Annotated in this window: 22 protein-coding genes; 16 read left to right on the forward strand and 6 right to left on the reverse strand. The window is 43.0% G+C overall.

Annotated elements, in window-relative coordinates:
* Nucleotides 1–147: 147 nt before the first annotated feature.
* Nucleotides 148–2,853 (forward strand): YhgE/Pip domain-containing protein, encoded by a 2,706-nt coding sequence (locus QN079_RS02180; protein WP_289230353.1) that lies wholly within the window; start codon nt 148–150, stop codon nt 2,851–2,853.
* A 217-nt stretch (nt 2,854–3,070) separates the two neighbouring features.
* Nucleotides 3,071–4,894 (forward strand): potassium transporter KimA, encoded by a 1,824-nt coding sequence (gene kimA, locus QN079_RS02185; protein ID WP_289230719.1) that lies wholly within the window; start codon nt 3,071–3,073, stop codon nt 4,892–4,894.
* 72 nt (nt 4,895–4,966) lie between these two features.
* Here kimA and QN079_RS02190 read toward each other — a convergent pair whose 3' ends face one another.
* On the reverse strand, nt 4,967–5,857 hold the full coding sequence (locus QN079_RS02190; protein WP_005227282.1) for an ArsR/SmtB family transcription factor: 891 nt from the start codon (nt 5,855–5,857) through the stop codon (nt 4,967–4,969).
* Nucleotides 5,858–6,232: 375 nt separating this feature from the next.
* On the opposite strand from QN079_RS02190, the gene QN079_RS02195 reads away from it, so the two are divergent.
* The 9 genes from QN079_RS02195 to QN079_RS02235 are packed head-to-tail and all read left to right on the forward strand — an operon-like array spanning nt 6,233 to nt 15,372.
* The gene (locus QN079_RS02195) at nt 6,233–7,573 is read left to right on the forward strand and encodes an ABC transporter substrate-binding protein (RefSeq protein WP_289230354.1); all 1,341 of its coding nucleotides are present in this window, start codon (nt 6,233–6,235) and stop codon (nt 7,571–7,573) included.
* A 56-nt stretch (nt 7,574–7,629) separates the two neighbouring features.
* Nucleotides 7,630–8,544 carry a carbohydrate ABC transporter permease gene (locus tag QN079_RS02200; protein WP_015508888.1) on the forward strand — a complete coding sequence of 305 codons (915 nt, stop codon included), beginning with the start codon at nt 7,630–7,632 and terminating at the stop codon, nt 8,542–8,544.
* An 11-nt stretch (nt 8,545–8,555) separates the two neighbouring features.
* The gene (locus QN079_RS02205; RefSeq protein WP_005232200.1) at nt 8,556–9,389 is read left to right on the forward strand and encodes a carbohydrate ABC transporter permease; all 834 of its coding nucleotides are present in this window, start codon (nt 8,556–8,558) and stop codon (nt 9,387–9,389) included.
* Nucleotides 9,390–9,393: 4 nt separating this feature from the next.
* Nucleotides 9,394–10,002 carry a DUF624 domain-containing protein gene (locus tag QN079_RS02210; RefSeq protein WP_061053696.1) on the forward strand — a complete coding sequence of 203 codons (609 nt, stop codon included), beginning with the start codon at nt 9,394–9,396 and terminating at the stop codon, nt 10,000–10,002.
* Nucleotides 9,999–11,426, forward strand: a complete 1,428-nt coding sequence (locus QN079_RS02215; protein WP_289230355.1) for a glycoside hydrolase family 43 protein — start codon at nt 9,999–10,001, stop codon at nt 11,424–11,426. The genes QN079_RS02210 and QN079_RS02215 overlap by 4 nt, the downstream gene beginning before the upstream one ends.
* 3 nt (nt 11,427–11,429) lie before the next feature.
* Nucleotides 11,430–12,413, forward strand: a complete 984-nt coding sequence (locus QN079_RS02220) for a glycoside hydrolase family 43 protein (RefSeq protein ID WP_289230356.1) — start codon at nt 11,430–11,432, stop codon at nt 12,411–12,413.
* Nucleotides 12,414–13,859, forward strand: a complete 1,446-nt coding sequence (locus QN079_RS02225; RefSeq protein ID WP_289230357.1) for an alpha-N-arabinofuranosidase — start codon at nt 12,414–12,416, stop codon at nt 13,857–13,859.
* A gap of 4 nt (nt 13,860–13,863) precedes the next feature.
* A complete protein-coding gene (locus QN079_RS02230) occupies nt 13,864–14,130 on the forward strand; it encodes a DUF6171 family protein (protein ID WP_115231666.1) in 267 nt (88 codons plus the stop codon).
* 51 nt (nt 14,131–14,181) lie between these two features.
* Complete coding sequence (locus QN079_RS02235; RefSeq protein WP_289230358.1) at nt 14,182–15,372, forward strand: arabinan endo-1,5-alpha-L-arabinosidase; 1,191 nt, start codon at nt 14,182–14,184, stop codon at nt 15,370–15,372.
* A 66-nt stretch (nt 15,373–15,438) separates the two neighbouring features.
* Here the strand turns inward: QN079_RS02235 and QN079_RS02240 are convergent, their stop codons facing one another.
* Nucleotides 15,439–16,701 (reverse strand): glycoside hydrolase family 27 protein, encoded by a 1,263-nt coding sequence (locus QN079_RS02240; protein WP_289230359.1) that lies wholly within the window; start codon nt 16,699–16,701, stop codon nt 15,439–15,441.
* A gap of 120 nt (nt 16,702–16,821) precedes the next feature.
* On the opposite strand from QN079_RS02240, the gene QN079_RS02245 reads away from it, so the two are divergent.
* The 5 genes from QN079_RS02245 (at nt 16,822) to QN079_RS02265 (ending at nt 23,420) form a co-directional block, all read left to right on the forward strand.
* Nucleotides 16,822–17,721: a helix-turn-helix domain-containing protein gene (locus tag QN079_RS02245; RefSeq protein ID WP_081116191.1), complete on the forward strand. Its 900-nt coding sequence runs from the start codon at nt 16,822–16,824 to the stop codon at nt 17,719–17,721.
* A 50-nt stretch (nt 17,722–17,771) separates the two neighbouring features.
* A complete protein-coding gene (locus QN079_RS02250) occupies nt 17,772–19,712 on the forward strand; it encodes a glycoside hydrolase family 127 protein (protein ID WP_289230360.1) in 1,941 nt (646 codons plus the stop codon).
* Between the two features lie 154 nt (nt 19,713–19,866).
* Nucleotides 19,867–20,130 carry a type II toxin-antitoxin system Phd/YefM family antitoxin gene (locus QN079_RS02255; RefSeq protein WP_010748737.1) on the forward strand — a complete coding sequence of 88 codons (264 nt, stop codon included), beginning with the start codon at nt 19,867–19,869 and terminating at the stop codon, nt 20,128–20,130.
* Complete coding sequence (locus tag QN079_RS02260) at nt 20,130–20,396, forward strand: Txe/YoeB family addiction module toxin (RefSeq protein ID WP_087626849.1); 267 nt, start codon at nt 20,130–20,132, stop codon at nt 20,394–20,396. The genes QN079_RS02255 and QN079_RS02260 overlap by 1 nt, the downstream gene beginning before the upstream one ends.
* Nucleotides 20,397–20,588: 192 nt before the next feature.
* Nucleotides 20,589–23,420, forward strand: coding sequence for an endo-beta-N-acetylglucosaminidase (locus tag QN079_RS02265; protein ID WP_289230361.1), 2,832 nt, complete (start codon nt 20,589–20,591; stop codon nt 23,418–23,420).
* A 131-nt stretch (nt 23,421–23,551) separates the two neighbouring features.
* Here QN079_RS02265 and QN079_RS02270 read toward each other — a convergent pair whose 3' ends face one another.
* The 4 genes from QN079_RS02270 to QN079_RS02285 are packed head-to-tail and all read right to left on the reverse strand — an operon-like array spanning nt 23,552 to nt 26,953.
* A complete protein-coding gene (locus QN079_RS02270; RefSeq protein WP_005227316.1) occupies nt 23,552–24,214 on the reverse strand; it encodes an ABC transporter permease in 663 nt (220 codons plus the stop codon).
* A 4-nt stretch (nt 24,215–24,218) separates the two neighbouring features.
* Nucleotides 24,219–25,139, reverse strand: coding sequence for an osmoprotectant ABC transporter substrate-binding protein (locus QN079_RS02275; RefSeq protein WP_005227318.1), 921 nt, complete (start codon nt 25,137–25,139; stop codon nt 24,219–24,221).
* Nucleotides 25,139–25,774: an ABC transporter permease gene (locus QN079_RS02280; protein ID WP_016609633.1), complete on the reverse strand. Its 636-nt coding sequence runs from the start codon at nt 25,772–25,774 to the stop codon at nt 25,139–25,141. The genes QN079_RS02275 and QN079_RS02280 overlap by 1 nt, the downstream gene beginning before the upstream one ends.
* A gap of 3 nt (nt 25,775–25,777) precedes the next feature.
* Nucleotides 25,778–26,953 carry a betaine/proline/choline family ABC transporter ATP-binding protein gene (locus QN079_RS02285; RefSeq protein ID WP_005227327.1) on the reverse strand — a complete coding sequence of 392 codons (1,176 nt, stop codon included), beginning with the start codon at nt 26,951–26,953 and terminating at the stop codon, nt 25,778–25,780.
* Between the last annotated feature and the right edge of the window lie 34 nt (nt 26,954–26,987).

Genomic DNA, 26,987 nt, shown 5'->3' on the forward strand with positions numbered 1-26,987 from the left:
CGAAAAAAAACAAAAAGTAAAGGGGTTTCATTTTGACAAAAACGTCCATTTGTCAAAAGGACTTTTCTTGGTCGATCCTAGCCGTTGGCGGCAGGGGAAAAACATGGTAAATTATCCTTCGACGAAGAACTAGTGGGGGAAGAAAAAATGAATAAACTAAAGAATGTTTTCTATTTATATAAACTGGACTGGAAACGAATTTTCAGCAATCCAATCTCTGCATTTTTGATCATTGCCTTAATGATTTTACCCTCGCTTTATGCGTGGTTCAATATCAAAGCCCTCTGGGACCCATACGGCAACACCAGTGAATTGCCGATCGCCGTTTACAGTGCGGATAAAGGGGCAGAATTTCAAGACAAGCACATCGATATCGGTGATGAAGTCATCGATACCCTCCATAAAAACAAGCAGTTGGGCTGGCGTTTCTTGGATTCAAAAGAGGACTTAGTAGAAGGGGTCAAGTCAGGAAAATATTACGCGGGTATTTATCTGCCAGCGGATTTTTCAGATGATCTGATCAGCTTTACCAGTGGAAAAATCGAAAAACCGACCATCGAGTATTATAGCAACCAAAAAATCAATGCCATCGCACCAAAAATCACCGATAAAGGAGCCAGCAGCCTTCAAGAAGAGATCTCACAAAACTTTATTGAAACCGCCAGCTCCACGTTGATAAAAGTCTTCAATGAAATCGGCTATGACATTGATTCCAACTTAGTCAGCATCAACAAAGTCAAATCGATGATCTTAGACACCGATGACAATTTGGCTACGATCGATGGCTATACGAAAGAGATCGTCACCTTGCACGATAAGTTTCCAGAAATCAAAGAAAAGATCGCAAAAGCCGAAGAATTCACCGATTATATCCCACAAGTGGATGCCATGGGGGAAAAACTGATCGGCTTAAACGATAAGCTGCCTGCATTGAAGAAAGAAGCCAACATCATTTTGACCTTGCAAGAAAAGATCCCAGAGATCCAAAATGCTGGCAAACAATTGAAGATGATCGACGATGATTTCGATGACATTGCCAGCACCATGACGGACGGCATCGACACCGCCAAGCAAGGACTGCAAGTCATTGAACAAGTGCAAGCCGCTTTACCACAGATCGAACAACTAGGCGACCAAGCCGCCAGCTTCGCCACCGCGACCAAAGATGGGGCGCAACAATTGCAAGATGCCCTGCCAAGTATTTCTAGCAGTGTGAAGGTGACGATTGAGTCGATCAGTCAAGTGGCAACCACCACAGCCGGTCTAACAAGTACGATTCGCCAAGCGCTGGCTGAAAATGAACTAACAGATGAAGAGCGTCAAGCAATCAGTGCAACGATCACTGACTTTCAAAAGAACATCCAACAACAACAAGCCGCCTTGGATTCCTTGATTGCCTTTTTAACCAATATTCAGAATTCTGGCAGTAACGCCGACCTAGAAGGTATCATTGCACAACTAAGCAATGCCAAAACAACGTTAGGTGTTTTATCTGACCGCTTATCGCAATTGAATAACCTTGTTCAAAATGGGTCTGTTGATGAAATTACAGCGTATCTCGATCAAGTTACCGCAGCTGCTCAAAACGTTGCCAATCTCATGAACAGCATCAATGTTGATTCAATCACCACCACCATCAACGACATTCTAACCAAACTAATCGAAACCATCACCACCGCCGAAGATGTCTTGAAAAAAGCCCAAGAGATCGATTTTGACTCGTTGCTGTCTTCCACCAAATCAGTGGTCAGCAATGCCGTGACGATTTTGGAAAAATACCAAAAAGAATTGCCTGCCATCAAGCAAGAATTGCACGATGCCAATACGATGCTGAATGGTCACATGGATGAAATCGTCAATGCCATCAACAAAGGAGCCGACCTTTACAACAATGAATTGCCAGTGGTCGAAGAAAAATTAGGGCTGGCCGTAAACTTCTTGCAAAACGACTGGCCAACCATCAAATCAGAAATCAGCTCTACGATGGCGATGGTGGATGAAAAACTGCCAGAAGTTGAAAAAGCCTTGGATGCGGCTGTCGATTTGATCAATAACGATTGGCCGAGTATCAAAGCAGGCATCCACAAAGCCGCTGATGCGATCCGAGCAGGAGAAAATGAAGTCGATCTTGGAGAAGTCATCAAATTATTGAAACTTGATGCCACCGATGAAGCCGACTTCTTCAAACAACCAGTGGAATTAAAAAGCAATGAAATCTATCCAATCGCCAACAATGGTTCAGCTAGCACACCGTTTTATACCGCATTGTGTTTGTGGGTAGGGGCATTATTGTTGTCAAGTGTCGCTACAACGGAGTATCATTTAGAGAAGAAAGACAAAAAACGCTTTACACAACGTGAAACCTTTGTGGCACGAATGCTGACGTTCTTGACGATGGCAGTCGCCCAAAGTTTGATCGTGACCCTAGGAAATATGTTTTTATTAGGCGTTGATGTCCACAATCCAGTGTACAGTGTCTTCTTCGCATTACTCGTCGGACTCGCTTTTATGATGATCGTTTACGTACTGGCAGGACTGTTCGGCAACCTCGGGAAAGGGATCGCCATCATCATTTTGGTTCTCTCCATCTCAGGTGGGGGAGGAAACTACCCGATCCAAGTTTCTGGGAAGTTCTTCCAATTCATTAATCCGCTGCTGCCATTTACCCATGCAGTCAATCTGTTAAGAGAATCAGCTGGCGGGATCTATTGGCCAAATGCCGTACCACAATTGGTTATTTTAACGATTTTGTTCCTGGTCTTTGGGATCGTCGGTACCTACGCGTATCCTTATCTAGTCAACTCTACGAAGAAATTAAGCGACATTTCCAAAGAAAGTCATTTCTTCCACTAACATCGAAAAGCAGAAAGAGCATTTGTTCTTTCTGCTTTTGTGCCATCACGTGAAATTTCTAATAATCAAAAGAGGGAAAAAGGGTCGTTTTTTCATCTGATTTTCATTGACTTTTCGCGGTTACAAGAGTAGCATACAGTCTTGATAATTCAATATTTGTGAGGATATCGTTACAAGTTTAACGAAGGATTTTTTCATGAAAAGGAGTGTAGAAAAAGTGGAGTATTTGAAACGTTTGTTGGTCGGACGTCCATTGAAATCCGCAGAGAATGATGAACAAAAACTGAGCCGGACGGCGGCCCTTGCGTTGCTATCTTCTGATGCTTTGTCTTCGATTGCTTATGGGACAGAGCAGATCGTTGTCGTATTAGTGGCACTTTCCGCTGCTGCCATCTGGTATTCATTACCGATCGCTGCTTTTGTTATTATTCTTTTGATTTCATTGACCTTGTCTTACCGTCAGATCATTCATGCTTACCCTCACGGTGGTGGGGCGTATGTAGTAAGTAGTGAAAATTTAGGGAAAAATGCGGGCCTGATTGCCGGCGGCTCACTGTTGATCGATTATATGCTGACAGTAGCAGTATCCGTCTCAGCAGGGGCGGAAGCCATCACTTCTGCTGTGCCAGCGTTGTTCGGCCATCAAGTGGCGATTTCTGTCGTGATCGTGCTCTTGATCATGATGATGAATCTGCGAGGGCTGCGAGAATCAGCTAGCTTCTTAATGATTCCTGTCTACACCTTTATCGCAGTGATCACAGTCTTGATCGTGGTGGGCTTGTACAACATCGTAACTGGTGCGCAACCGTTGAATGCAACCGCACTGCCGGGAGCTGTGGTGCCTGGGGTATCCGTAGCCTTGATCTTACGGGCTTTCTCATCAGGTTCCTCTTCTTTGACGGGGGTCGAAGCGATCAGTAACGCGGTGCCATTTTTCAAAAAACCACGGGCGAAAAATGCAGCTGCGACTTTGACGATCATGGCTGCGATCTTAGGGTTCTTCTTCGTCGGTATCACTTTTATCAACTATTGGTACGGTATCGTACCAGAAGCAGAAGTGACCGTCCTATCTCAAATCGGCTCTGCTGTTTTTGGTCATGGGTTTATGTACTACGTTTTGCAATTTGCCACAGCGCTGATTTTAGCAGTTGCCGCAAATACTGGATTTTCCGCCTTCCCCGTGTTGGCGTATAACTTAGCCAAAGACAAATATATGCCACACATGTATCAAGACCGTGGGGATCGTCTCGGCTACTCAAACGGGATCATCACCTTAGCTGCTGGTTCCATCGTCCTATTGTTTATCTTCCAAGGATCGACCGAGCGTTTGATTCCGTTGTATTCCATCGGGGTATTCATTCCTTTTGCACTATCCCAAAGCGGAATGGTCATCAAATGGAAAAAAGAAGGCAAAGGCTGGTTCTTTAAATCGATCGCCAACATCATTGGGGCTTTGATTTCTTTTGCGATCATTGCCATCTTGTTCGTGTATCGCTTAGGCGATATTTGGCCATTTTTCATTATCATGCCGATCCTCTTGTATATCTTTTACAAGATCCATGATCATTATAAAAAAGTCGCAGAACAGCTGCGATTGGAAAAACAAGAAGCACTGCATGTCTATGAAGGAAATACCGTGATCGTTCTCGTCGGAAATGTTACCCGAGTAAATATCGGCGCATTGAACTATGCCCAATCGATTGGTGATTATGTCGTGGCGATGCACGTCTCGTTGGATGAAGATGTGAAGAAAGAAAAAGAGATCGAACAAGAATTTAAGCAAAAATTCCCAGACGTGCGTTTCTCCGTCGTTCATTCTTCGTATCGTTCGATTGAAAATCCCATCTTGCGTTATGTGGATCTAGTCAGCCGCAATGCAGCCAAACACAATTACACAACGACCGTCATCATTCCACAGTTTGTCCCAAGACGTCGCTGGCAAAATATTTTGCACAACCAAACAAGCCTGCGCTTGCGTTTCAGACTCTCTTGGCGTGAGAACATCATTGTAAGTACGTACAGTTACCATTTGAAGAAATAACAAAAACGCTAGTTTAGCGACCTGATTCCCAAAAGAAATGTTTTGGTCAGCCGCTAAGACTAGCGTTTTTTTTTAGCTATAAAACATTTTCAGTTTGATATCCTGATCGTAATTCCCAAACCCCTTGCCAAAGAGGGTACAACCGCCGACATGCTCGGCATCTTCTTTGACTTCCACTTTTAAGTGCCACGTATCTTCGTAGGCAGGTATATCCTTGATCGTAATGTCGGAAAGAGGAACACCTTCCATGTAAGTTCCGTGATCCATGATGCGGATCGTCTTCAATAACCCGTACTGATTGAGATTGTCTGGATACCAATCTGGTGTATACTTGCCGCGAATATCTGCAAAATCCCCTGGGCTAGTCCATGTACCAAGCTCCACACCATTTAAGCTGAAGGTGATGTCTGACGGCCAGTTGTTATTGGAAAAAGGAAATTCAGACGAAACTTCCATTGAAATCTCCATCATTTCCAGTTTTTCTTCTCTTGCTAAGAAGTTTGGCGATTGGTATTCAACAAATCCTTTCGTAAACCACAAGATGCGGGCATCCATTCGTCGGGGATCCATGAAAAACTTCGGTTCATCCACCATTCCCACAAAATCAGCTGAAGTAGCAAGCCCGCACGTTGGTTCTACCGAGTAATTTGTATAATGACCGATCGGTATCGCCGTTTCTTTCGTATCAAAGGCATTAAAGATTTTCTCAGGAAAGTTGATATCGATATGATCCACTCTTAAACTGGAAATCTTTTTTTGCCCCACACGCTCTGTTTTAATGATTTTGGCTTCTTCTAATTTTTTGATGTGCATCGTAATGATGGCGCTGCTTAAGCCCAACTCCTGTGCCAACTCTTTGACATTCATCTTGTTTTTAGCCAGCAATTGAATGATTTTGATTCGCACGTTACTGGCAAGTGCCTCATAGACAGGCAATGCTTCTTGATTGATTTCTAATTGCATCGTGTCACCTCCGCTTAAACTGTTTGATTTACTTGAATGTTAACATATTTGCTAATTTGTGTAAATAGCGTTGTTTATTTCGCTAGTTATTAATATATTTATTAATTAATATAGATATTATCCTAAATAAATTAATCAAAATATTGTTGACAGCGATTACAAATCAAGTTATGATTTATTTGTAAATTGAAAGTGTTTGCAAACATCAATTTCTATGTTTTGTTTTTGTGAATTGTTTATAGGCTTCTTTATAGGAAATATCTTAGGTGTTAGGAATTATTATGAGCAGTTAGTAAGGTCTTTTTTAAGAGATGTCAATGAACAAATGTGATAACGTACCTGCAAATATCTATAAAACTTGAGAGGATGGAAAAGATGAACATCAAAAAGGTTATTTTTTCGGGAGCAGTTCTAGGTTTAAGTAGTTTGGTATTAGGGGCCTGCGGAAACAGTAATAATAGTTCAGGTGATGATAGCGGAAGTAAAGAAATTACGTTTATGTTTCGAGGCGGCGAGGACGAGAAGAAAGCCTATGAAACAGCAATTAAACAATTTGAGGAAGAAAATGATGTAAGCGTTAAGATTATCGCCACAGATGCTGATCAATATGCAACAAAGCTGCAAGCGGCAATCTCAGGCGGTAATATGCCCGATGTTTTCTATGTAGAACAAAGCAATCTAATGGCTTACGTTGATAATGGTGTTTTGCTAGATATTACGGATGAAATTGAGAATTCAGATTTTGATCTTTCAAACATTTGGGAATATGGGGTAAACAGTTATCGGTATGATGGTGAAAAAGTTGGTAGCGGTGCTTTGTATGGATTACCAAAAGATGTTGGACCATTTGCTTTAGGATATAACAAAGACATGTTTAAAGAAGCTGGTATTGATTTGCCAGATACAGATACGCCTTATACATGGGATGAATTCATTGAAGTATCTAAACAGTTGACGAAGGATTCTGATGGAGATGGAAATCTTGACCAATGGGCAACAGGATTTAACGTAAACTGGAGTTTACAAGCTTTTGTTTGGAGTAACGGAGCAGATTGGATCAACGAAGCCAAAGATACCGTTACAGTCGATACACCAGAATTTGCGGAAGCATTGCAATGGTTTGCGGATCTGCAAAATGTGCATGAACTCACCCCTTCAATTTCTGATGCCCAAACATTGGATACGTATCAAAGATGGATGAATGGTGAGATTGCTTTCTTCCCTGTAGGACCTTGGGATATGAGTACGTATGCAGGATTAGATTTTGAGTATGACTTGATGCCTTGGCCAGCAGGCTCTACAGGCGAATCTGCAACGTATATCGGTTCTTTAGGAATTGGTGTTGCCAGCAAAACCAAACATCCAGAAGAAGCAGTGAAATTAGTTGAGTATTTAAGTGCATCTGAAGAAGGACAACAACAATTAGTAGACGCACAGATTCAAATTCCTAACCTGATTGATATGGCTGAAGAATGGGCTTCTGATACGGACAGTGTACCTAATAATAAACAAGAATTTATTGACATCGTCCAAGATTATGGTCGCGCTTTGCCAGTAGCAACAACCTACAATGCAGAATGGTACGATGAATTCTTTATCAATATCCAACCTGTGTTAGATGGAGATCAAACGGCAGCGGATTATTTAAAAGAAGTTCAACCTAAGATGCAAGAAAAACTAGACTCAGCGATTCGCCAACAAGAAACAGCAAGATAGACTCACTGGGGTCACATATCTATGTGACCCCAAAGATTTTTATGGAGGGACGCGTAATGGAACAAGTGGAAATAAAAAAAACAAAAAATAAAAATAGTCTTTATGCAAAAGAGCACAAAGTTGCTTTCTTGTTCGTTCTACTTCCAGTTTTAGGATTTATTTTGTTTTCATTGATACCTTTGGGCTATTCGGTTTATGCTGCCTTTACAGATTGGAACGGTCTAGGGCAAATGAATTTTATCGGTTTTGAGAACTTTCAGAAGCTTTTTAGAGATGAGTACTTCTATAAGACGATGTTTAATACCGTCTTTTTGATGTTAGGGATCCCAATCGGTTTGATTTTGTCATTTATGCTGGCATCAGCACTGAGCAGAGGAATTAAAGGAACGACGATTTTTCGAACGATCTATTATATTCCAGTCATCTCATCATTAGCAGCCATTTCGATTTTGTGGCAATGGGCTTACAATGGTGATTTTGGTTTAGTCAATCAGGTCTTGGATATCTTCGGTATCAGCGGCCCTAACTGGTTGCAAAACCCATCAACAGTCAAACCGGCAATTATTATTATGTCTGTTTGGAAGGGATTGGGCTATTCTATGCTCTTGTACTTGGCAGCGATTCAAAGTGTACCAAAAACCTTTTATGAAGCAGCAGAATTAGATGGTGCTTCTTCTTTTCAAAAGTTTCGCAATATCACTTGGCCGATGGTTAGACCAGTCACTTTCTTTTTAGTCGTTACGAATATTATTGGCGGCTCACAAATCTTTACGGAAATAAACATTATGACACCAACTGGCGGACCACAATATAGCAGTGCTACGGTCGTTTGGTATATCTGGCAAAAAGCTTTCAGAAATTGGCAAATGGGTTATGCAAGCAGTATGGCGTTGATTCTAGCAGTATTGGTTTTTGTGATAACAGCATTCCAATTCTATATGAACAATCGTTCAAGCTATAAATTAGATTAGGAGGGAAAAGAATGAAAAAACTGAAAATAAGCAACGTACTCATTATTTTAATTCTCTCCCTTGGAGCAGTTATTATGGTGGGGCCGTTACTTTGGATGATCTCAACATCGCTAAAAGACCGAGCTGGCGTCTTCCAGCTGCCACCTCAATGGATTCCAGACCCAGTACAATTTGATGCGTACAAACGTTTATCTGAGCTGGACACTTTGTTCTCAGGGATTAAAAATACAGTGATCGTTTCACTTTCTGTGACTGTTGTAGGTACTCTGACATCCAGTTTAGCCGCCTTCTCATTTGCCAAATTACGGATGCCGCATAAAGATGCGCTATTTCTAATCCTTTTAGCCGCTTTGATGATTCCTTATCCAGCGGTGATGATCCCGCAATTTATGATGTTTTCCCAAATTGGCTGGGTTGATACGTTATTACCATTGATCATCCCAGGAATGTTTGGAAATATCACGATGATTTTCTTTTTACGACAATATTTATCTAATATTCCTGATTCGATCGTTGAGGCGGCGAAAATTGATGGTGCGGGCTATTTACAAACCTTTATCCAATTGATTTTTCCGTTGATTCGTCCAGCGGTTGCTGCTCAATTTATTTTATGGTTTATGGGTGCTTGGAATGACTACTTAGCACCCTTGATCTACTTGAATAGTCCAGAAAAACAAACATTGCAAGTAGTGATCGCAAACTTAAATGCCGCCTATGCAATTCAAACGGATTATCCGTTGATTATGGCAGCTTCCGTTGTTTCATTACTTCCGGTTTTGATCGTATTTATTATTTTCCAAAAGCAAATTATTGAATCAGTTGCACTTTCTGGAATGAAAGGGTGAGTAGATGTTTCTAAAAGCAATGAACTGGCTAAATGCATTGGTACTTCTGATAGAACTAAATATTTTGTGGCTTCTAGGTATTTTAGCTGGTTTTTTTGTGGTCGGCTTTGTTCCCAGTACTGTTGCTGTCTTAACGATTCTAAATAAAGAGGATCTATTTACAGGCTATTACTCTTATATAGAAGTATTGACTTTATTTTGGAAAAACTATGTGTCAGCCATTCGCTTATACAAATGGCGGGTCTTTATATTTCCACTTATTCTAGGCATTCTCTATTTGGAATTGCTGATTGTGCAGCAAAGTGATCTAATGAGAGCATTTTTCCAATGGCCACTTTTGTTTTTGTTCAGTTATGTGATTTTAGTATTGATCAATTTATCCTTAGTCACTCGATTGAGTAAAGATAAGTGGCGGAAAAAAGCCGTTTTTTCATTGACGAGTCCATTCTTGTTACCAAAAGAATCGCTTCTTTGTCTTTTGATGGTTCTCACATTTTCAATTGTTAGCATGGCGTATCATTGGTTCTTTTTTGTCGCAATTTCAATCTTTTTGTACAGTGCCAGCAAGTGCTTGTTGTCAGGCTATAGCAAGAAAGGATTGTTAAAATCATGATCAAAAAATTTCTTTTCTCGTGTGTTCCTCTAATGGTTCTTTTATCTGGCTGTACTGCTTCTGCAGTTGAAGAAGTCTTGTCCCCTCCTGAGTTTGCCGATGTTAGTGTCCATGACCCATCGGTGATCAAAGCGGATGATACGTTTTATATTATTGGATCACATATGCAATTTGCCAAGTCTCAGGATTTGATGAAGTGGGAGCAGATATCTAATTCAGTATCTGAAGATACACTATTTGAGAATATTCGAGAAGAATTGGCAGAAGAGTTTGAGTACGCACAGACAGATACTTTATGGGCTAGTGATATCCAACAGTTTAAGAATGGAAAATACTATTTGTACTATTGTTTGTGTCAAGGAACTTCACCGCTCTCCGTAATGGGAGTGGCGGTATCTGACTCTATTGAAGGTCCTTATGAAAAAGTCGAATCTTTTCTTTATTCAGGAACCTCTCCGCAGTTTGGTAAAGCGTACAATGCAGCGATTCATCCAAATGCGATCGATCCTCATGTTTTTTATGACAATGAAGGAAAATTATGGATGGTCTATGGATCATACTCAGGTGGGATTTTTATCCTAGAAATGGATGATGAAACGGGTTTGCCTAAAGATCGCAATTCATACGGAACACATTTGATGGGCGGAAATCACAGTCGCATCGAAGCACCATACATTCAGTATAATCAAGAAAATGGCTACTATTACTTGTTCACTTCATTTGGTGGGCTAGATGCAGACGGTGGATACAACCTTCGAGTCGCGCGGTCAAAGAATCCCGATGGTCCTTATGAAGACAGCCAAGGAAATCCAATGGCTGAGGTCAAAGGGAAATTTGGAACAGTTTTTGATGACGCAAGTATTCAAGACTTCGGAACTAAAATTATGGGGAACTTCCTATATACCGAGAATACGAGCAATGAAGGGGTTGGCTATGTTTCGCCAGGTCACAACTCGACCTATTATGATGAAGAAACCAATCAATATTACTTGATTTTCCATACACGTTTTCCAAATAGCGGAGAATACCATTCTGTGAGAGTCCATCAAATGTTTTTCACAGAAGCAGGCTGGCCGGTTGTTTCTCCATTGAGATACAGCGAAGAAACGATTGCTGACTATACAAAGAATCAAGTTACGGGTGCCTATACGCTGATTTCCTTTGACAAGTTTTTAACGGATGATTTGAAAGAACCACAGGAAATTACAGTTGAAAAAAATGGCACGATCAAAGGTGATCGCACTGGAACATGGGAACTAGCAGAAAAGAATAGTCAAGAAGATTCAAGTGTGGTTATCGATGACACTGTTTATAAAGGGAAGTTTCTTTCCGGCTGGGATGAAAATCAGCAAAAGCAAGTAATGACATTTACAGGTACCTCAGAAGCAGGAGTACCATTATTTATTGTTAGGAATGAGGAGTAAGGTATGGCAAAAGCAAATGCAGAGACAATACAAAATCCAATCGTGTATGAACGAGCAGACCCTTGGGTATATTTACATTCCGATGGTTACTATTATTTTACAGGTTCAGTTCCTGGGTATCAGTCGATTGAACTTAGACGAGCGAAAAGCCTCAATGAACTTGAAGATGCGGAAAGAAAGACGGTTTGGCAGGCACATGAGTCGGGACCAATGAGTGAATTGATTTGGGCGCCAGAAATTCATTTTATCGCTGATAAGTGGTATATCTATTTTGCCGCGAGTGATAATGAAGAGATCAGAAATGAAAATTATCATCATCGAATGTTCGTGATCGAAAATAATGCAAGTGACCCTTTTGAAGGGGAATGGGAAGAAAAAGGACAGGTCATCACGCAATTTGAAAGTTTTAGTTTGGATGCAACTGTGTTTGAACATCAGGAGAAACTTTATTATGTTTGGGCGCAACAAGATCCAAGAATTCCAGGAAACTCTAATCTTTATCTATCAGAAATGGAAAATCCATGGACACTAAAAGGAAAGCAGCTTTTACTATCGATCCCTGAATACCCTTGGGAACAGATTGGTTTCATGGTGAATGAGGGACCAGCCGTGCTTAAGCGAAATGGTAAGATTTTTATCACTTATTCTGGCAGTGCTACAGATGAAAATTACGCTATGGGATTATTGTGGACAGACGAAAATAGTGATTTATTGAATGGATTTTCTTGGCACAAATCCCAAGAGCCAGTCTTTCAAACGTCAGAACGGAATTCTCAATATGGACCGGGGCATAACTCTTTTACAAAAGGGGCAGATGGTGAGGACATTTTAGTTTATCATGCAAGACCAGAAAAAAATCAGGCAGGCGATCCTCTGGCAAACCCGAATCGACATGCAGTTGCACAACCATTCACTTGGGATGAAAAAGGATTCCCAGTTTTTGGCGAGCCGGTCGCAAACAATAAATTAGAGATGAAGGTGAACTGATTGACGATCAACATTCAAAACACAAAATCAGGAACAACGATCAGCAAATATATCTACGGTCATTTTGCAGAGCATCTAGGCCGTTGTATCTATGAAGGATTATACGTTGGAGAAGATTCGCAGATCCCAAATAAAAATGGGATGCGGATCGATGTGGTTGAAGCACTGAAAAACATTCAAATCCCTGTGCTGCGTTGGCCAGGCGGCTGCTTCGCCGATGAATACCATTGGAAAGACGGGATTGGTCCTAAAGAAAACCGCAAAACGATGGTCAACACTCACTGGGGCGGCGTGACTGAAAACAATCATTTCGGGACCCATGAATTTTTTGAATTGATCAAGCAGCTGGAATGTGACGCGTATGTCAACGGTAATATCGGCAGCGGAACGGTGCAAGAAATGTCGGAATGGGTGGAATACATTACGATGGATGGCATTTCTCCGATGGCTGATCTTCGCAGAGAAAATGGCCATGAAGATGCGTGGGAAATGAAATTCTTTGGCGTAGGAAACGAAAACTGGGGTTGCGGCGGCAATATGCGGCCAGAGTACTATGCGGATCTGTATCGCCGCTATCAAACCTATGTCCGCCAATACGGTGACAAAAAAATCTACAAAGTTGCTGGCGGAGCGAATGTCGCAGACTATCATTGGACAGAAACGCTGATGAAAAACGCCCATTGGTTGATGGACGGCCTAAGCTTGCACTACTACGTTCATCCGCAGGGCTGGGAAGAAAAAGGGAGCGCCTTGGAATTTGATGAGGCAGAGTGGCAAGTGACCTGTGAAAAAGCAGCCTACATGGATGAATTATTGACCCGCCACAGCGCGATCATGGACCAGTATGACCCAGAACAGCGTGTGGGAATCATTGTTGATGAATGGGGCACTTGGTTCTCAGCAGAACCTGGGACGAATCCAGGCTTCTTATACCAACAAAATACGATTCGTGATGCCATGGTCGCAGCGATCACCTTGAATATTTTCCATAAACATGCCAAGCGAGTGCATATGGCAAATATCGCACAAACCGTCAACGTCCTGCAAGCGATGATTTTGACAGATGGCGAACAAATGGTGAAAACTCCAAGCTATCATGTCTTTGATTTGTACAAAGTCCATCAAGATGCTGAAACCATTGATAGCCATGGAACTAGCAGTGATACCATTACGTATACGATTTCGAAAAAAGAGGATACGATCCATCTATCGGTTTGTAATTTTGCTACCCAAGGCACGGAAGAATTAACCTTCTCCCTGGAAACAGCGATCAATGAAGTGAAAGAAGCTCGTTATATCGTGGGGGACAAAATGAACGCACACAATGATTTTGATCATCCTGAAGATGTGGTGATCCAAGACTTCACCGCTTACGATGTTAAAGAGAACAAAGTCAGCTTGCGGGTGCCAGCAATGAGTGTTCTAACGATCTCATTGACAGTCTGATCCCATGACTTGTAAAGGATGCGAAGTGAAAGATGCTGCTGCAGCAGCACAGGAAGACATTGAATCCTTGATAGCAGAACAACTTTCTTTAGAAAGCGACTTGGCTTCGCCGAAGATCGTCAGTAGGAGAATCGCTGTTTGTGAGACTTGTCCATTGCGATTGAATCATACCTGTACCAAATGCGGCTGCTTTTATCGGTTTCGCGCAAATTTAGCTAAGAAAAACTGTCCTGCAGGAATGTGGGAACAAACAGGACAGCTCGTCAAGTAGCTGTCCTGTTTTTATAAAATAGCATAAATCAATTAGGAGATGAGGGAAGACATGACAGCGATCAATGGGGTTCATGATCCTACGATTATTGAACATGAAGGCACCTTTTATTTATATTCAACGGACACACACCAGCCCAAAACGGCTGGTGTACCAATTCGTCGTTCAAAAGATTTGATCCATTGGCAATTTGAGAAACAGGCATTGTCAGAAATGCCTGAACCAGCAGTAAAATGGAGCAAAGCTCAAGGACTATGGGCACCGGAAGTTATCCGCTACAAGGACGAATTCCGTATGTATTATTCTGCTTCGACATTCGGCAGTACCACTTCTTTTATCGGCTTAGCTACAGCATCAGATCCTTTGGGCCCTTGGGAAGATCAAGGAGAGGTTGTTAAAACCAATGCAACTCTTGCACAGCATAACGCGATCGATGCCAATATTGCTTTTGACCGCTCGGGTGAGCAGTGGTTTATCTATGGTTCTTTCTTTGGCGGAATCTATATTGCTCCATTGAACAAAGAAACTGGAAAACTTCAAGAAAAGAGCTATGGCCAACGGATTGCTTTTCGTCCGAAAACAGTTGATACTGCTATTGAAGGCCCATTTATCTATTATCATCCTGAAACCGATTATTATTATTTGTTTGTTTCTTTCGACTCACTTAACGATTCGTATAATATCCGTGTCGCCCGAGCAAAAGAAATTACAGGGCCATATCTGGACTGGCATGGTACGGCCATGACGGATCAAGAAAAGACGCCAACCGAAGTAGGGACTAAACTGTTGGGCAGTTATCAGTTCTCAGAAGAACCAGTTGTATACGCTCCTGGTCATAACTCGATCTTTACGCAATCCAATAAAGAAAGCTTCGTTGTGCATCATGCACGGAGAAAACCATTCAGTGACCAATTCCATTTACAAATACGTAAACTCTATTGGCTAGAATCAGGCTGGCCAGTAATCTCTGCTTCAATCTATCAAGGAAGTGTTTCACGAATGCCAGAGCAGGAAACTCTGTTAGGAAAGTGGGAAATCATCCAATTTGATCATGAATCTCAAGTTATATCTTCTCAACTGCAAGAAATAACAGCATTAAAAAAAGAAGGACGAAGTTACTTGTGGGGAGAAAACGAATTTGTCCCATATTATGAGTACATCGACCAAAAAGAAAGGTTGTTTTTCTCTGGAATCAATGATCAAGGCGTTGCGTTTCTTGGTCGAAAAGTGTACGAAGAATAAAAAACAAGCAGCACAATGAGTAGGTTACATTGTGCTGCTTGTAAACGTATGCTGCTGCCCTTTTTACTAAATACTGCCTTTTAATAATCTGACACCATGAGTAGGAACCTCAGCATCGGCAATTGTTTGTTCTTTTTGTTGCCATAACTCAGTGCCGCTTTTAATTGGTAGTAAAGCAGCAATCGATTTTGGGATGGTTTGCGTTTGATCAGAAACATTGAAAATGGCATAGTAGACGGCTGTGTCGCTCAACGCCTCCCAAATGATCCACTCTTGATCACGATAGAACTCTTTTTTCGTATGGATTCTTCGATACATTTCTAAGACTTTAGTATTCGTCAATAAACGTAACGTAAAGGGATCGATGTCTGGTAAAGTACCACCGAACATCAATGGAGATTGGAAGATCGTCCATAAACTCATCAATAAGTATTGCTCTTCTTCCGTAAAACGTGTCCAGCTATCACCACCGCCACCATCAACTGCCCGAATGCCGATATGACCCAACGGCAGCATATCACAGTCAGGCCAGTTACCTGGACGGACGAAAGGTGCCCACTCTGCTGCTCGGTCAAACATGGCGTAAAGGGCGTCCCAATGATCCCAAAAGTCATCCGTCAAGCGCCACATATTGGCATGATTTTGAAAGAAACTACCATTTTTGAGGGCAGCTGGTCCGGGAGACAAAGAAAGGACGATCTCTCGACCCGATCGATCGATCGCACGGCGAATCGCTTTGATTTCTGCTTTATGGGCATCACCGTAAATTTTCGAATCGCCGATATCATCCACCTTTATAAAGTCAACACCCCAAGAAGCATATAATTCGAGCAAAGAATCATAATAAAGCTGTCCTTCAGGCAATGAAACATCGACCCCATACATATCGGAATTCCAAGGGCAGATTGAATTCATAGCAATGTCCCGTGCCCGTTTATCCGTTCCTTTGATCGGCGTATTTTGATGAACTGCTTGTCGTGGAATGCCGCGCATGATATGGATACCAAACTTCAGCCCTTTTTGATGCAGATAGTCACCAAGTTTTTTGAAACCAGCGCCATCTTTTGCTGAAGGGAAACGGTTCTCAGCAGGAATCAAGCGAGAATAGTCGTCCATACACAACGGATAAAAATCATTGTACCTTGTAGACTTTGCTTCTGGTTCGCTCCATTGAATATCCACGACGACGTACTCCCAACCATAAGCTTTCAAATGCTCTGCCATAAAATCTGCATGGGCGATCACTTCTGCTTCGGTTACAGAAGCGCCATAGCAGTCCCAAGAATTCCATCCCATTGGGGGTGTTTGTGCAAAATGTAAAAAAGACATTGATTTCCTCCTAGTACGTTTTTCTTATAGTATATTAAGCAATAAAAAAGAGAGGGAAAGTTTTGTCTACTAGAAATAAAAAAGAAAGAAATCGTCAACGAATGAAAAAGGAGTTGATCAATGGTGTTTCCACAAGAAACAAACTATGCGAAGATTACAGCATACTATAGTGTTGCCCTTGAGCGTTTTTCCATGGATCCACATCAACACCCAGCGTGTGAGATCATGTTTGTGACCAAAGGGAAGTGTAAGATAAAGGTGCAAGATCAAGTAATTGTTCTGGAAAGAAATGATTTCGTTTTCATAAACGCGTTTGTGGAACACGCCTTACTCGTTGAAGGAGATTCCTGCACCTTACTGAATATTGAATTTCTTCTGAGTGAGACACCGTCCGGCCTTTGTGTTCGTGATGTTTTTGCATACATCAAAGGAAATGTACAATTGAATGAGCCTTACGCGAAAAGTCGCGATGTCCGCCAATTTGGACAAGCGATCAAGTCATTGCTGCAGCTGCTAATGATCGATGATACTCAAGAGCAACCGTCTGCTGAACGGCAATTTACGATCGAGCTCTTGTTTAAGCGGATGTTGATGGAATTAGCCTTTTCATTACGTACGAAAGAAACCAAACGGGGCAATTGCTATGTGAACGCTGCGGTCAACTATATTCAACAGCATTTTGATGAAGATATTCAAGTCTCCCAAATCGCAGCGGCTGTGGGGATTACGAAAGCCTACTTGCATAAACTCTTTCATGAGCAACTGGGAGTGACGGTCAACCATTTTCTCACTAGTGAGCGTCTGAAGCAGGCAGCATTTTTACTAAGCAATAGTCAGCTGCCAATCGTCGAAATTGCCGCTCAAGCAGGATTCAACAGTAGGCAGCACTTTACCAATACCTTTAAACAGAAAAAAGGCATGAGTCCTAAAGCCTACCAGCTCTTATATAAGCAAACGATCAAAGAGGAGGCAGGGCAACATATCACAGGAGATGATCCGGCCTTTTTATTAATGAAGTAAATATGAAACGAATGATCAAACATAAAAAAATAAAAGAATAGGAGAACGTAATGAAAGAATTCGCATTAAACAAGATCCAGCTCACGGACGAGTTTTGGCAAGGATACCAAGAGCTTGTTCGCAAAGAAACGATTCCTTACCAATACCAAGTCCTAAATGATGAAATCGATGTAGATGTTCAAGCAGAACGGGAAGATCCCAATTTGCCAGCTGGGAAAAGCCATGCATTGGCGAATTTTCGCATCGCTGCAGGGCAAATGGAAGGGGAACATTTTGGCTGGTTTTTCCAAGATAGTGATGTCTACAAATGGATCGAGTCGGCTGGGTATAGCTTGTTGAATACTAGCGATCCGCAGTTGGAAACGACAGTAGATGAAGTGATTGACTTAGTTGCTGCTGCGCAAGAAGCGGATGGATACTTAAATACCTTCTTTCAATTGACCCGACCGAAGTTAAAATACCGTCAGCTGTATTTCAGTCATGAACTTTATTGTGCCGGGCATCTAGTCGAAGCGGCTATCGCTTATGATCAAGCAACAGGCAAGGATAAATTGCTGACCGTGGCAGAGAAAAATATCGCCAATATTTGCACGTATTTTGGGCGGGAGCCTGGAAAAATTCAAGGTGCTGATGGCCATCAAGAGATCGAATTGGCTCTGGTGCGTTTGTATGAATACACCGGTAAACAAACCTATTTGACATTAGCTGATTTCTTTCTTGAAGTACGTGGGGAAGATCCTGCCTTTTACGAAAAAGAAATCTTGAAAAACCAAGCGGATGGCTTATCAGATGAAACGCCAAGGGTAGACCTCACCTATTTACAAGCCTACGATCAACCTAAAAAGCAGCATGAAGCCAAAGGTCATGCGGTACGAATGCTGTATATGGCAAGCGGGATGGCAAAAGTCGCCCAGCATACCCAAGATCAAGCATTAATCGACGCTTGCGAAGCGATTTGGGAAGACATCGCCTGTAAGAAAATGTATGTGACCGGTGGCGTCGGCTCAACCGTTCACGGGGAAGCCTTTGTCGGTCCCTATGATTTGCCAAATGATACGATGTATTGTGAAACCTGTGCAGCTATTGCATTGGTCCAATTTTCTTTTGAGCTGTTCAAACTAACCAATGAACCAAAATATTTAGCGACGATGGAACGAGCGTTGTATAATAGCGTCCTTTCTGGTGCGGCAATTGACGGCAAACACTTTTTCTACGTGAATCCTTTGGAGGTCAATCCCCAACGAGATCAAGAAAATCCTGGCAAAGGTCACGTCAAAGCCCAACGACCCGATTGGCTCGGTTGTGCGTGTTGTCCGCCCAATTTTGCACGGATGGTCGCTTCGCTGCAGCGCTTGGTTTACACTTGCGATCAAGAGAAGCTTTACGTGAATTTATTTGTAGCAAGCCGTTTAGAAGAACCTGATCAATTTACGTTTGAACAAACGGGCGGGTTTCCTTTTACAGAGGACCTCACGATTCGCTATCAAGGCATTCCAAAGACGCTCATCATCCACAAACCTAACGGACTAAGTAAGTTTCAAATCGATAGTGAACACGAATGGCAGGAGACGAACGAGGCAATCATCTTTGAGGCAGTCGAAAACGTGACGGCCAATATCCGTTTTGAACAACCATTGCAAATCTTGCGTGCGAATCCTCAAGTTATTCAAGACATCAATCAAGTCGCATTGCAACGTGGCCCCTTCGTGTATTGCATAGAAGAAGCCGACAATGGTCAAGCACTCTGGCGTTGCCGCATCGACCCACAGGCGCTGGAGGCGACCTTTTCGAAAGAGGATACGTTGTTGCCAACTACTTTACGCTTGGCGATCAAAGGCTACCAAAGCGAAGAATGGTCGGGAACAACCCTTTACGAAGAACGAGCGGAAACGGTCATACCTCGTACGTGGCAACTGATCCCATACCATTTATGGGGCAATCGGGGCATAGGCGAAATGCGCGTTTGGCTGCCGCTCGTTGGAAAGGAGTAAGAAGTAAGCAGGGCCAAAGAGCTTCCCTAAAAGGAGGCTCTTTTTTTCTATGTAAAAATAACGGGGAAAGTTCGCTGTATATGAGTACGTTATTGTATTTTTGATGTACTCAATCAGGTACGCTATAATTATATCAAGAAAAGGAGGAGTGGCAATGGCTAAAACAACGATGAATCCTAGCACTGCTCGTAAAAATTTTTATCAGTTATTGAAAGATGTAAATGAAAACCATACTGAAATTGAGATTATTAGTGATCGAAGTGGAAACAATGCGGTGTTGATTGGGCTAGGAGACTGGAGAGCGATTCAAGAAACCCTTTTTCTTGAGCAAACAGGTACTCTAGAAAAGGTACGAGACCGCGAAAAAGACGACAGTGGCTTTACGGATATCGATGATATTGATTGGCAAGCTCTTTGATGAGGAGTGATACGGTCACAATCAAAAACTCTGCGAAAGTGGATCTAAGGAAAATCAAACAATCGAATTTAAAAAAACAGTTTGAAGAAGTGATTCAGGCCTTGAAGGAAGATCCATATATGCCCACGCAGTCTTTTGAAAAGCTGAGACCTACACATGAAGGCAGATATTCACGTAGGCTGAGTAGGCAACATCGAGTGGTTTACAAAGTTGATGAGAAAAATAAAGTTGTGGAAATTTATTCTGCATGGACACATTATGAATGAAGTGTGAAGAGCTGATTTTTTAGCTAGTTGACCAAGAGCTTCCCAAAAAGGAGGCTCTTTTTTTTCTAAACTCAACCTTCTTGGATTTGTTGCATGATTTCTTTAATTTGTTCCTATATTCCGGTCTTTGAAAGCGTTATCGTTTTAGTGTAGGAATGTTGGCGGGTTTATGTAAAACAAGGAGGAAGAAGTGTGACAAGGAAAATCAGTAAAGTTGGCGCATCTTTGTTGGTGTTGGCAGCGGCAACGGCAATCGGTGGCTGCACCCAAAGTGAGGCGAAGACAACTGGAAAAGTCGTTTACCAAGAAACAGCCAAAAGTACGTTGGAAAAAGCGATGGACAATCAACCGGAGTCGTCTTATTGGTTCCCAGAGGATTTGTTGGCATGGTCTTTTGAAAAAGATCCAGATGCGAAATACAATACCAGCGTTGTTCCATTAGCGCAGCGGGCAGCTAAAGAGACGTTGCCGAAGATGAATGACACGCAAACGGCAGAAACCAAAGTCGTGGCGCTTTCGATCATGAATAGCAGTACGAGCGGCAATGCACCACGTGGGATCAATACCTTTGATGCCAATGTCTTTTCTTATTGGCAATACATCGATCAATTGGTTTATTGGGGCGGCTCTTCTGGCGAAGGGATCATCGTACCACCAAGTCCTGATGTGACAGATGCTGCTCATAGGAATGGCGTGCCGGTTTTAGGAACGATCTTCTTTCCACAAACTGCCCATGGTGGGAAGTTGGAATGGCTAGATACGTTTTTAGCTAAGGATGAGGATGGCAATTTTCCGATCGTAGAAAAAATGATCGAAGTTGCCAATACGTATGGCTTTGATGGCTGGTTCATCAATCAAGAAACCGATACGGCGGTCACTAGTTTTGATGATGCAGCGGAAGGTGTCGAACAATCGGGGGCTGATGGTAAAGGACTAAATGAAAGCCACGCCAAAGCGATGCAAGAATTGATCGCCCAATTCAAAGAACAAGCCGACGAGCATTTAGAGATCATGTGGTATGATTCCATGACGAGTGATGGGAAAATGGATTGGCAAAACGCTTTGACGGATAAGAACAAAGCCTATTTGGTGGATGCAGAGATGAACCCATTGGCAGATAGTATGTTCTTGAATTTCTGGTGGACCACTGACAAACTGGCGGACAAGGAGCTGTTGAAGGCCTCCAATGAAAAAGCCCGTGAAATCGGTGTCGATCCTTACGATCTTTTTGCTGGGATCGATGTACAAGAAAATGGCTATTCAACGCCTGTGCGCTGGGATCTGTTTACGGATGAAAGAGGCGTTCCTTATACCTCATTGGGCCTGTATGTGCCTAGCTGGACCTATTCTTCTGCTAGTACGCCGGATGATTTCCAAAGCAAAGAGAATGCTTTTTGGGTCAATAACACGGGCGATCCTCGGGAAAGCCAGCTGCCAGAAGCGACAGAGTGGCCTGGGATCTCCACCTATGCCCTGGAACAGACCGCTATCACAGAGCTGCCTTTTGTGACGAATTTTAGTCTGGGGAATGGCTACAACTATTTTATCGAGGGAGAAAAAGTGTCCAGCCGCAATTGGAACAACCGAAGCTTGCAAGCTATTTTGCCGACCTATCGTTGGGTCTTTGATCATGGAAAAGACAATGATTTGGCTGTATCAATCAATTATGCGGATGCCTATAATGGTGGAAATGCACTGAAACTACGTGGACAGATGACAAAAGGCAGTACCAGTCACATGGCATTGTATCAGACAGCATTTCCTGTGACGAAAAAGACGAAGCTGACGACGACTGTCAAAGCAACGGTACCGACAGCTCTTGATTTGGTCGTGACTTTAGCCGATGGTTCGACACAAACGATCAAAGGAGACAAAGAGGTCGCAACAGACTGGACGACGATCACTTACTCATTGAAAGACATCAAAGGGGAAGTGACAGCGATCGGTTATGACATAACCACGAAAGATACCAGTGATGTCTATGAGTTGAATCTAGGGCAATTAACGATCGGAGATCAGAGAGCGGAGAAATTCGCTGCCGAAGCATTGACGGTGGAGGATGTGCTCTTTGATGAAGAAGAGGGCAACTATGCGGGTGTCCGTTTAACGTGGGAAGCTGCCAAGGACAAGACAGCTGTGGTTTATGAGGTCTATCAAATGAACGATGACGGCTCACGCTCTTTCTTAGCAGCTACGCCAGCAACCAACCACTATTTGAATGCCATTGAACGACCAAAAGGGACGAAAACCAAGTTCGCGGTGGTGGCAGTGGATCGCTATGGCAATCGTGGCAAGCTATCCGATACGGTGGAGATCACTTGGCCAAACAATCAGCTGCCAAAAGCAGCCTTTACAGCCTCTAAAACCTTAGCGGCACCGGGGGAAACGATCACCTTCACGAATACCTCATCTGCGAATGCCGAAGCATTTGAATGGACGTTTGAAGGCGGCGATATCACCAGCAGTACAGAAGAAAATCCCCAAGTGACCTATTCGGAACCAGGTACCTACAAAGTCACGCTTGTTGCCAAAAACGAAGCAGGAGAGACCCCTCTGGAAATGGCGGGATTGATCACGATTTCTGCTGATGCGCCAAAAGAGTTAATGCTGCTTTCAAAAGATGCCGAAGCAACTGCTTCATCGTTTGTCAATGATGCCGAAGCACCAGCTTTTGCCCTCGATGGTGATTTGAGTACGAAGTGGTGTGCGACAGGCAATGCGCCTCATGAGTTGATGATCGATCTCGGTCGACCACAAACGGTCAGTGAAGTACGCCTCGCCCATGCGGAAGCTGGTGGAGAAGGCCCAGACATGAATACGCGGGCGTATACGGTGCTCGTAAGTGAAGACGGCAAAGACTATGAGCCAGTTTCACGAACGTTGAAAAATGAAGCGGGCAATAGCACCAATACGTTTGCTGTCAAGAAGGTGCAATATGTAAAAATCAGTATCGATAAACCAACACAAGGAGCAGACTCAGCAGCCCGAATCTATGAAGTCGAAGTATACGGAATGAATAAATAGCAAAAAAGAGCAGGGCGTTAACCCTAAAAAGGGAAGCGGCTGAAGCGATGCTTTTCTGAAAAATGACCGAACCAAAAAAGCCGTTGCGACCAATAAATGGTCACAACGGCTTTTGCTTTTTCCAAATAAGTTTAGCGTGAAGTACGGCTGGCGGGATCTAAGCGGCGTTCAATAAAGCTTAATCCAAGATCCGTAATGATCGCCATCAAGGCAGTTGGTAAAGCACCGGCTAAGATGATCGATGCACCATCCGTCGCATTGGTTCCGCGGATGATGATGTCCCCCAGTCCACCAGCACCAACGAAAGCGCCAATAGCGGTGATACCGATCGCCACGACTAAGGCGTTTCGAATCCCTGCCATGATCACCGAAACAGACAATGGCAATTCGATCATATACAATCGCTGCCAGCTAGTCATCCCCATCCCTTTGCCGACATCTAACGTATTGCGGTCGACTTGGCGCATGCCGGTATAGGTATTTTTGATGATCGGTAACAAAGAATAAAGGAAAATCGTTAAAATCACGACATTCACACCTAAGCCCATGCCGATCATTAAAATCGAGATCATCGCTAAAGATGGAATCGTCTGGATGATATTGGCGAAACGAATCACCCAATCTGCCAAACGCATTTTTTTAGAAATCAAGATCCCGATTGGAATCCCGACGATCGAGGCAAAAAGTACCCCGTAGATTGAAATCAAGAAGTGACGAATGAACTGAGCAAAAACATAGCCGCCATTTTCTTGAAAATAGAAAAGAAATTGTTGGAATAAATTCATGTCTGCCATTTCGTCACTCTCCTTCGAAGTAATTATTTTCTTCTAAGAAACGTTCGGCAACTACCGTTGGTTCTAGAAGGTCATTATCCACTTGGTAATTCAATTCTTGCATTTTTTCGGTATCGATTTTGCCTGCTAATTTGTTCAGGGCATCGCCGATTTCAGGTGTTTCTTTCAACAATTTGTCATCGACGATCGGTGCGGCATCATAAGGCGGGAAGAAGTTTAGATCATCTTCCAGCATCACGAGATCGTAACTGCCGATCCGGCCGTCGGTTGAGTACCCTAAAACGATATCCATTTTTCCGTTATCAACAGCATCATAGACGAGACCGATCTGCATTGGTAGGATGTTTTGGAAAGAGAACCCATAGGCTTTCTGGAAGCCATCGTACCCATCGCCGACCCGTGTGATCCACGCGGTATCGACCCCTGCAACCAATTGATCTGCGACATCTTTCAAGTCACTGACTTTTTCCAATCCGTATTCTTCGGCAGTATCTTTTCTGACAAGAAAGACATACGTGTTATCAAAGCCGTAAGAAGGGAACCAAGTCTGTTGGTACCGTTGCTCAAATTCTGATTTGACTTTGTCAAAGGCGGCTTGTGGATCAGATTCTGGCTCCAACCCTAACGTCGTGGTCAAGTCAGTTCCTGTGTAGCGGGCAGCTGAGATCGACGCATCGCCATTCATCATCGCTTGGTGATTGATGGTCGTTGTTGCTAAGTTGTTAATGACGGTTGTGTTTTTATCCGTATAGTGTTCGACCATACCGGCAACCACCGCGCCAAGAATTTGGGCTTCGGAAGTGATCCCACCTGTGATCGCCACGGTATTCTCATCAGAAGTCGAGGCTAAACCGGGAAAGGAACAACCGGACAGTAAAGCGACACTTAAGGAAAACAACAGCGCTAATTTTGAAGTTTTTTTCATTACGCATCCCCCCTTAAGGCAGCTGGTGTCAGTTTGTTTTCTAACAAACCCAGTAACCAGTCAGCTAATAAAGCAAAGATCGTCACTGGAATCGTCCCAGCAAAAATCAAAGGCGGTTGGTAGTTGTTTAGTCCGCTAAAGATCAAATCACCAAGTCCACCGGCACCAATGTAAGAAGCCAAGGTAGCCCAGGCTAAAACATACACGGCCGATAAGCGGATCCCTGCCATGATCGTTGGGATCGCTAGGGGTAATTCCACACTGATGATCGACTGCAAGTTGGTCATCCCCATCCCTTTGGCAACATCGCGGTAATTCCAATCGACTTTTTTCATTCCAATGTAGGTATTTCGCAAAATCGGCAACAAGGAATAAATGAAAAGAGCGACGATAGCAGGGACTTTTCCGACACCTAAAATCGGGATCATCAATGCCAATAGTGCCAAAGAAGGCACGGTCTGCAGCGCACTGGTGATGCCGATCACGACCGTTGCTGCTTTGGGGAAACGGGTCAAGATCACACCGATCGGTACAGCAACAAGAATCCCTAAGAGCAAAGCAGCAAAGGAGATATACAAATGTTCGAGACTTTTGGTGACCAATTGGCCGCCATATTCATTAAAGAAGCTTTGCATGCGCTAGACCTCCTCAGTTTCTTCAGGTTTCGCCGACTCAATGGCTTCCATGATCGATGGCTCATCGCCCCAAATCACGTCATAAACGATATCAACTAAGGAAGCACGGGTCAAAATCCCGACTAAATGTTTGTCGGCATCTACTACCGGCACATATTTTAAGCCGCGTTTTAAAATGCGTTGCAAGGTATCCCGCAACAAGGCGGTTTCACGAACGAAAAAGACATCTTTGTTCAAGATATCGCCGACACTAGTAACTTTGCCACGGTTGCGGTCGATGGATTCGACATCGATGTAGCCTTTTAACACGTTGCTATTGTCGGTAACCAGCAAGGTATCGACCCGTTTTTCCCGCATCAAATGAATCGCTTCTTGTAAGGATTTTTCTGGTGTGATAGCGATCGGGGTATTCAACATCACGTCTTTGACTGGCGTTGTGTCAGGTTTTGCTTGCAACAAGCGGTCTTCACCGATCAATTCTTCCACAAACGGTGTTGCTGGGTGTTGCAGAATATTTTCTGGTGTATCAAATTGAATGACTTTTCCTTCACTCATGATCACGATGCGGCTAGCAAGTTTCAATGCTTCATCCATATCATGGGTAACGAAGACGACGGTTTTTCCAAGCCGTTCTTGCAAGTCTTTGACCAAATCTTGTAGGGAATCACGAGTGATTGGGTCTAGTGCGCCAAAAGGCTCATCCATTAAGATGACATCTTGGTCAGCTGCCAAGGCACGGACAACACCGATCCGTTGCTGTTGCCCCCCAGATAATTCGTTGGGGTAACGGTCGAGCATTTCTCGCGGCAATTCCACCAAATCGATCATGCGCTCGGCAGTTTTGTTGCGTTCTTCTTGGCTGACTTTTAACAATTTTTGAACCAATGTAATGTTTTCCCGAATCGTCATGTGAGGCATCAAACCGATGCTTTGGATCACATAGCCGATTTGACGGCGTAATTCCACTGGGTTGATCTCTGTAACGCTTTTTCCATTGATCAAGATTTTTCCTTTAGAAGGATCCGTCATACGGTTGATCATCCGCATACAAGTCGTCTTTCCGCTACCACTTGTCCCGATGAAGCAAATGAATTCGCCTTTTTCAAAGGAAAGATTCACATCTTCAACAGCGACTTTACCACCTTTGTAAATTTTGGATACCTGCTGAAACTCAATCATGATGTCACCTCTATTTTTATTTAAGCAATCTGAA

It is taken from the genome of Enterococcus sp. FZMF, from assembly GCF_030263915.1.
GTDB lineage: Bacteria > Bacillota > Bacilli > Lactobacillales > Enterococcaceae > Enterococcus_D > Enterococcus_D casseliflavus.

Coding starts and splice junctions, on each gene's coding strand:
- QN079_RS02280 (WP_016609633.1), bottom strand. CDS start 25,774: ATGCAAAGCTTCTTTAATGAATATGGCGGCCAATTGGTCACCAAAAGT.
- QN079_RS02245 (WP_081116191.1), top strand. CDS start 16,822: ATGGTGTTTCCACAAGAAACAAACTATGCGAAGATTACAGCATACTAT.
- QN079_RS02275 (WP_005227318.1), bottom strand. CDS start 25,139: ATGAAAAAAACTTCAAAATTAGCGCTGTTGTTTTCCTTAAGTGTCGCT.
- QN079_RS02195 (WP_289230354.1), top strand. CDS start 6,233: ATGAACATCAAAAAGGTTATTTTTTCGGGAGCAGTTCTAGGTTTAAGT.
- QN079_RS02240 (WP_289230359.1), bottom strand. CDS start 16,701: ATGTCTTTTTTACATTTTGCACAAACACCCCCAATGGGATGGAATTCT.
- QN079_RS02215 (WP_289230355.1), top strand. CDS start 9,999: ATGATCAAAAAATTTCTTTTCTCGTGTGTTCCTCTAATGGTTCTTTTA.
- QN079_RS02255 (WP_010748737.1), top strand. CDS start 19,867: ATGGCTAAAACAACGATGAATCCTAGCACTGCTCGTAAAAATTTTTAT.
- QN079_RS02235 (WP_289230358.1), top strand. CDS start 14,182: ATGACAGCGATCAATGGGGTTCATGATCCTACGATTATTGAACATGAA.
- QN079_RS02200 (WP_015508888.1), top strand. CDS start 7,630: ATGGAACAAGTGGAAATAAAAAAAACAAAAAATAAAAATAGTCTTTAT.
- QN079_RS02205 (WP_005232200.1), top strand. CDS start 8,556: ATGAAAAAACTGAAAATAAGCAACGTACTCATTATTTTAATTCTCTCC.
- QN079_RS02285 (WP_005227327.1), bottom strand. CDS start 26,953: ATGATTGAGTTTCAGCAGGTATCCAAAATTTACAAAGGTGGTAAAGTC.
- QN079_RS02270 (WP_005227316.1), bottom strand. CDS start 24,214: ATGGCAGACATGAATTTATTCCAACAATTTCTTTTCTATTTTCAAGAA.
- QN079_RS02230 (WP_115231666.1), top strand. CDS start 13,864: ATGACTTGTAAAGGATGCGAAGTGAAAGATGCTGCTGCAGCAGCACAG.
- QN079_RS02260 (WP_087626849.1), top strand. CDS start 20,130: ATGAGGAGTGATACGGTCACAATCAAAAACTCTGCGAAAGTGGATCTA.
- QN079_RS02220 (WP_289230356.1), top strand. CDS start 11,430: ATGGCAAAAGCAAATGCAGAGACAATACAAAATCCAATCGTGTATGAA.
- QN079_RS02180 (WP_289230353.1), top strand. CDS start 148: ATGAATAAACTAAAGAATGTTTTCTATTTATATAAACTGGACTGGAAA.
- QN079_RS02250 (WP_289230360.1), top strand. CDS start 17,772: ATGAAAGAATTCGCATTAAACAAGATCCAGCTCACGGACGAGTTTTGG.
- QN079_RS02210 (WP_061053696.1), top strand. CDS start 9,394: ATGTTTCTAAAAGCAATGAACTGGCTAAATGCATTGGTACTTCTGATA.
- QN079_RS02190 (WP_005227282.1), bottom strand. CDS start 5,857: ATGCAATTAGAAATCAATCAAGAAGCATTGCCTGTCTATGAGGCACTT.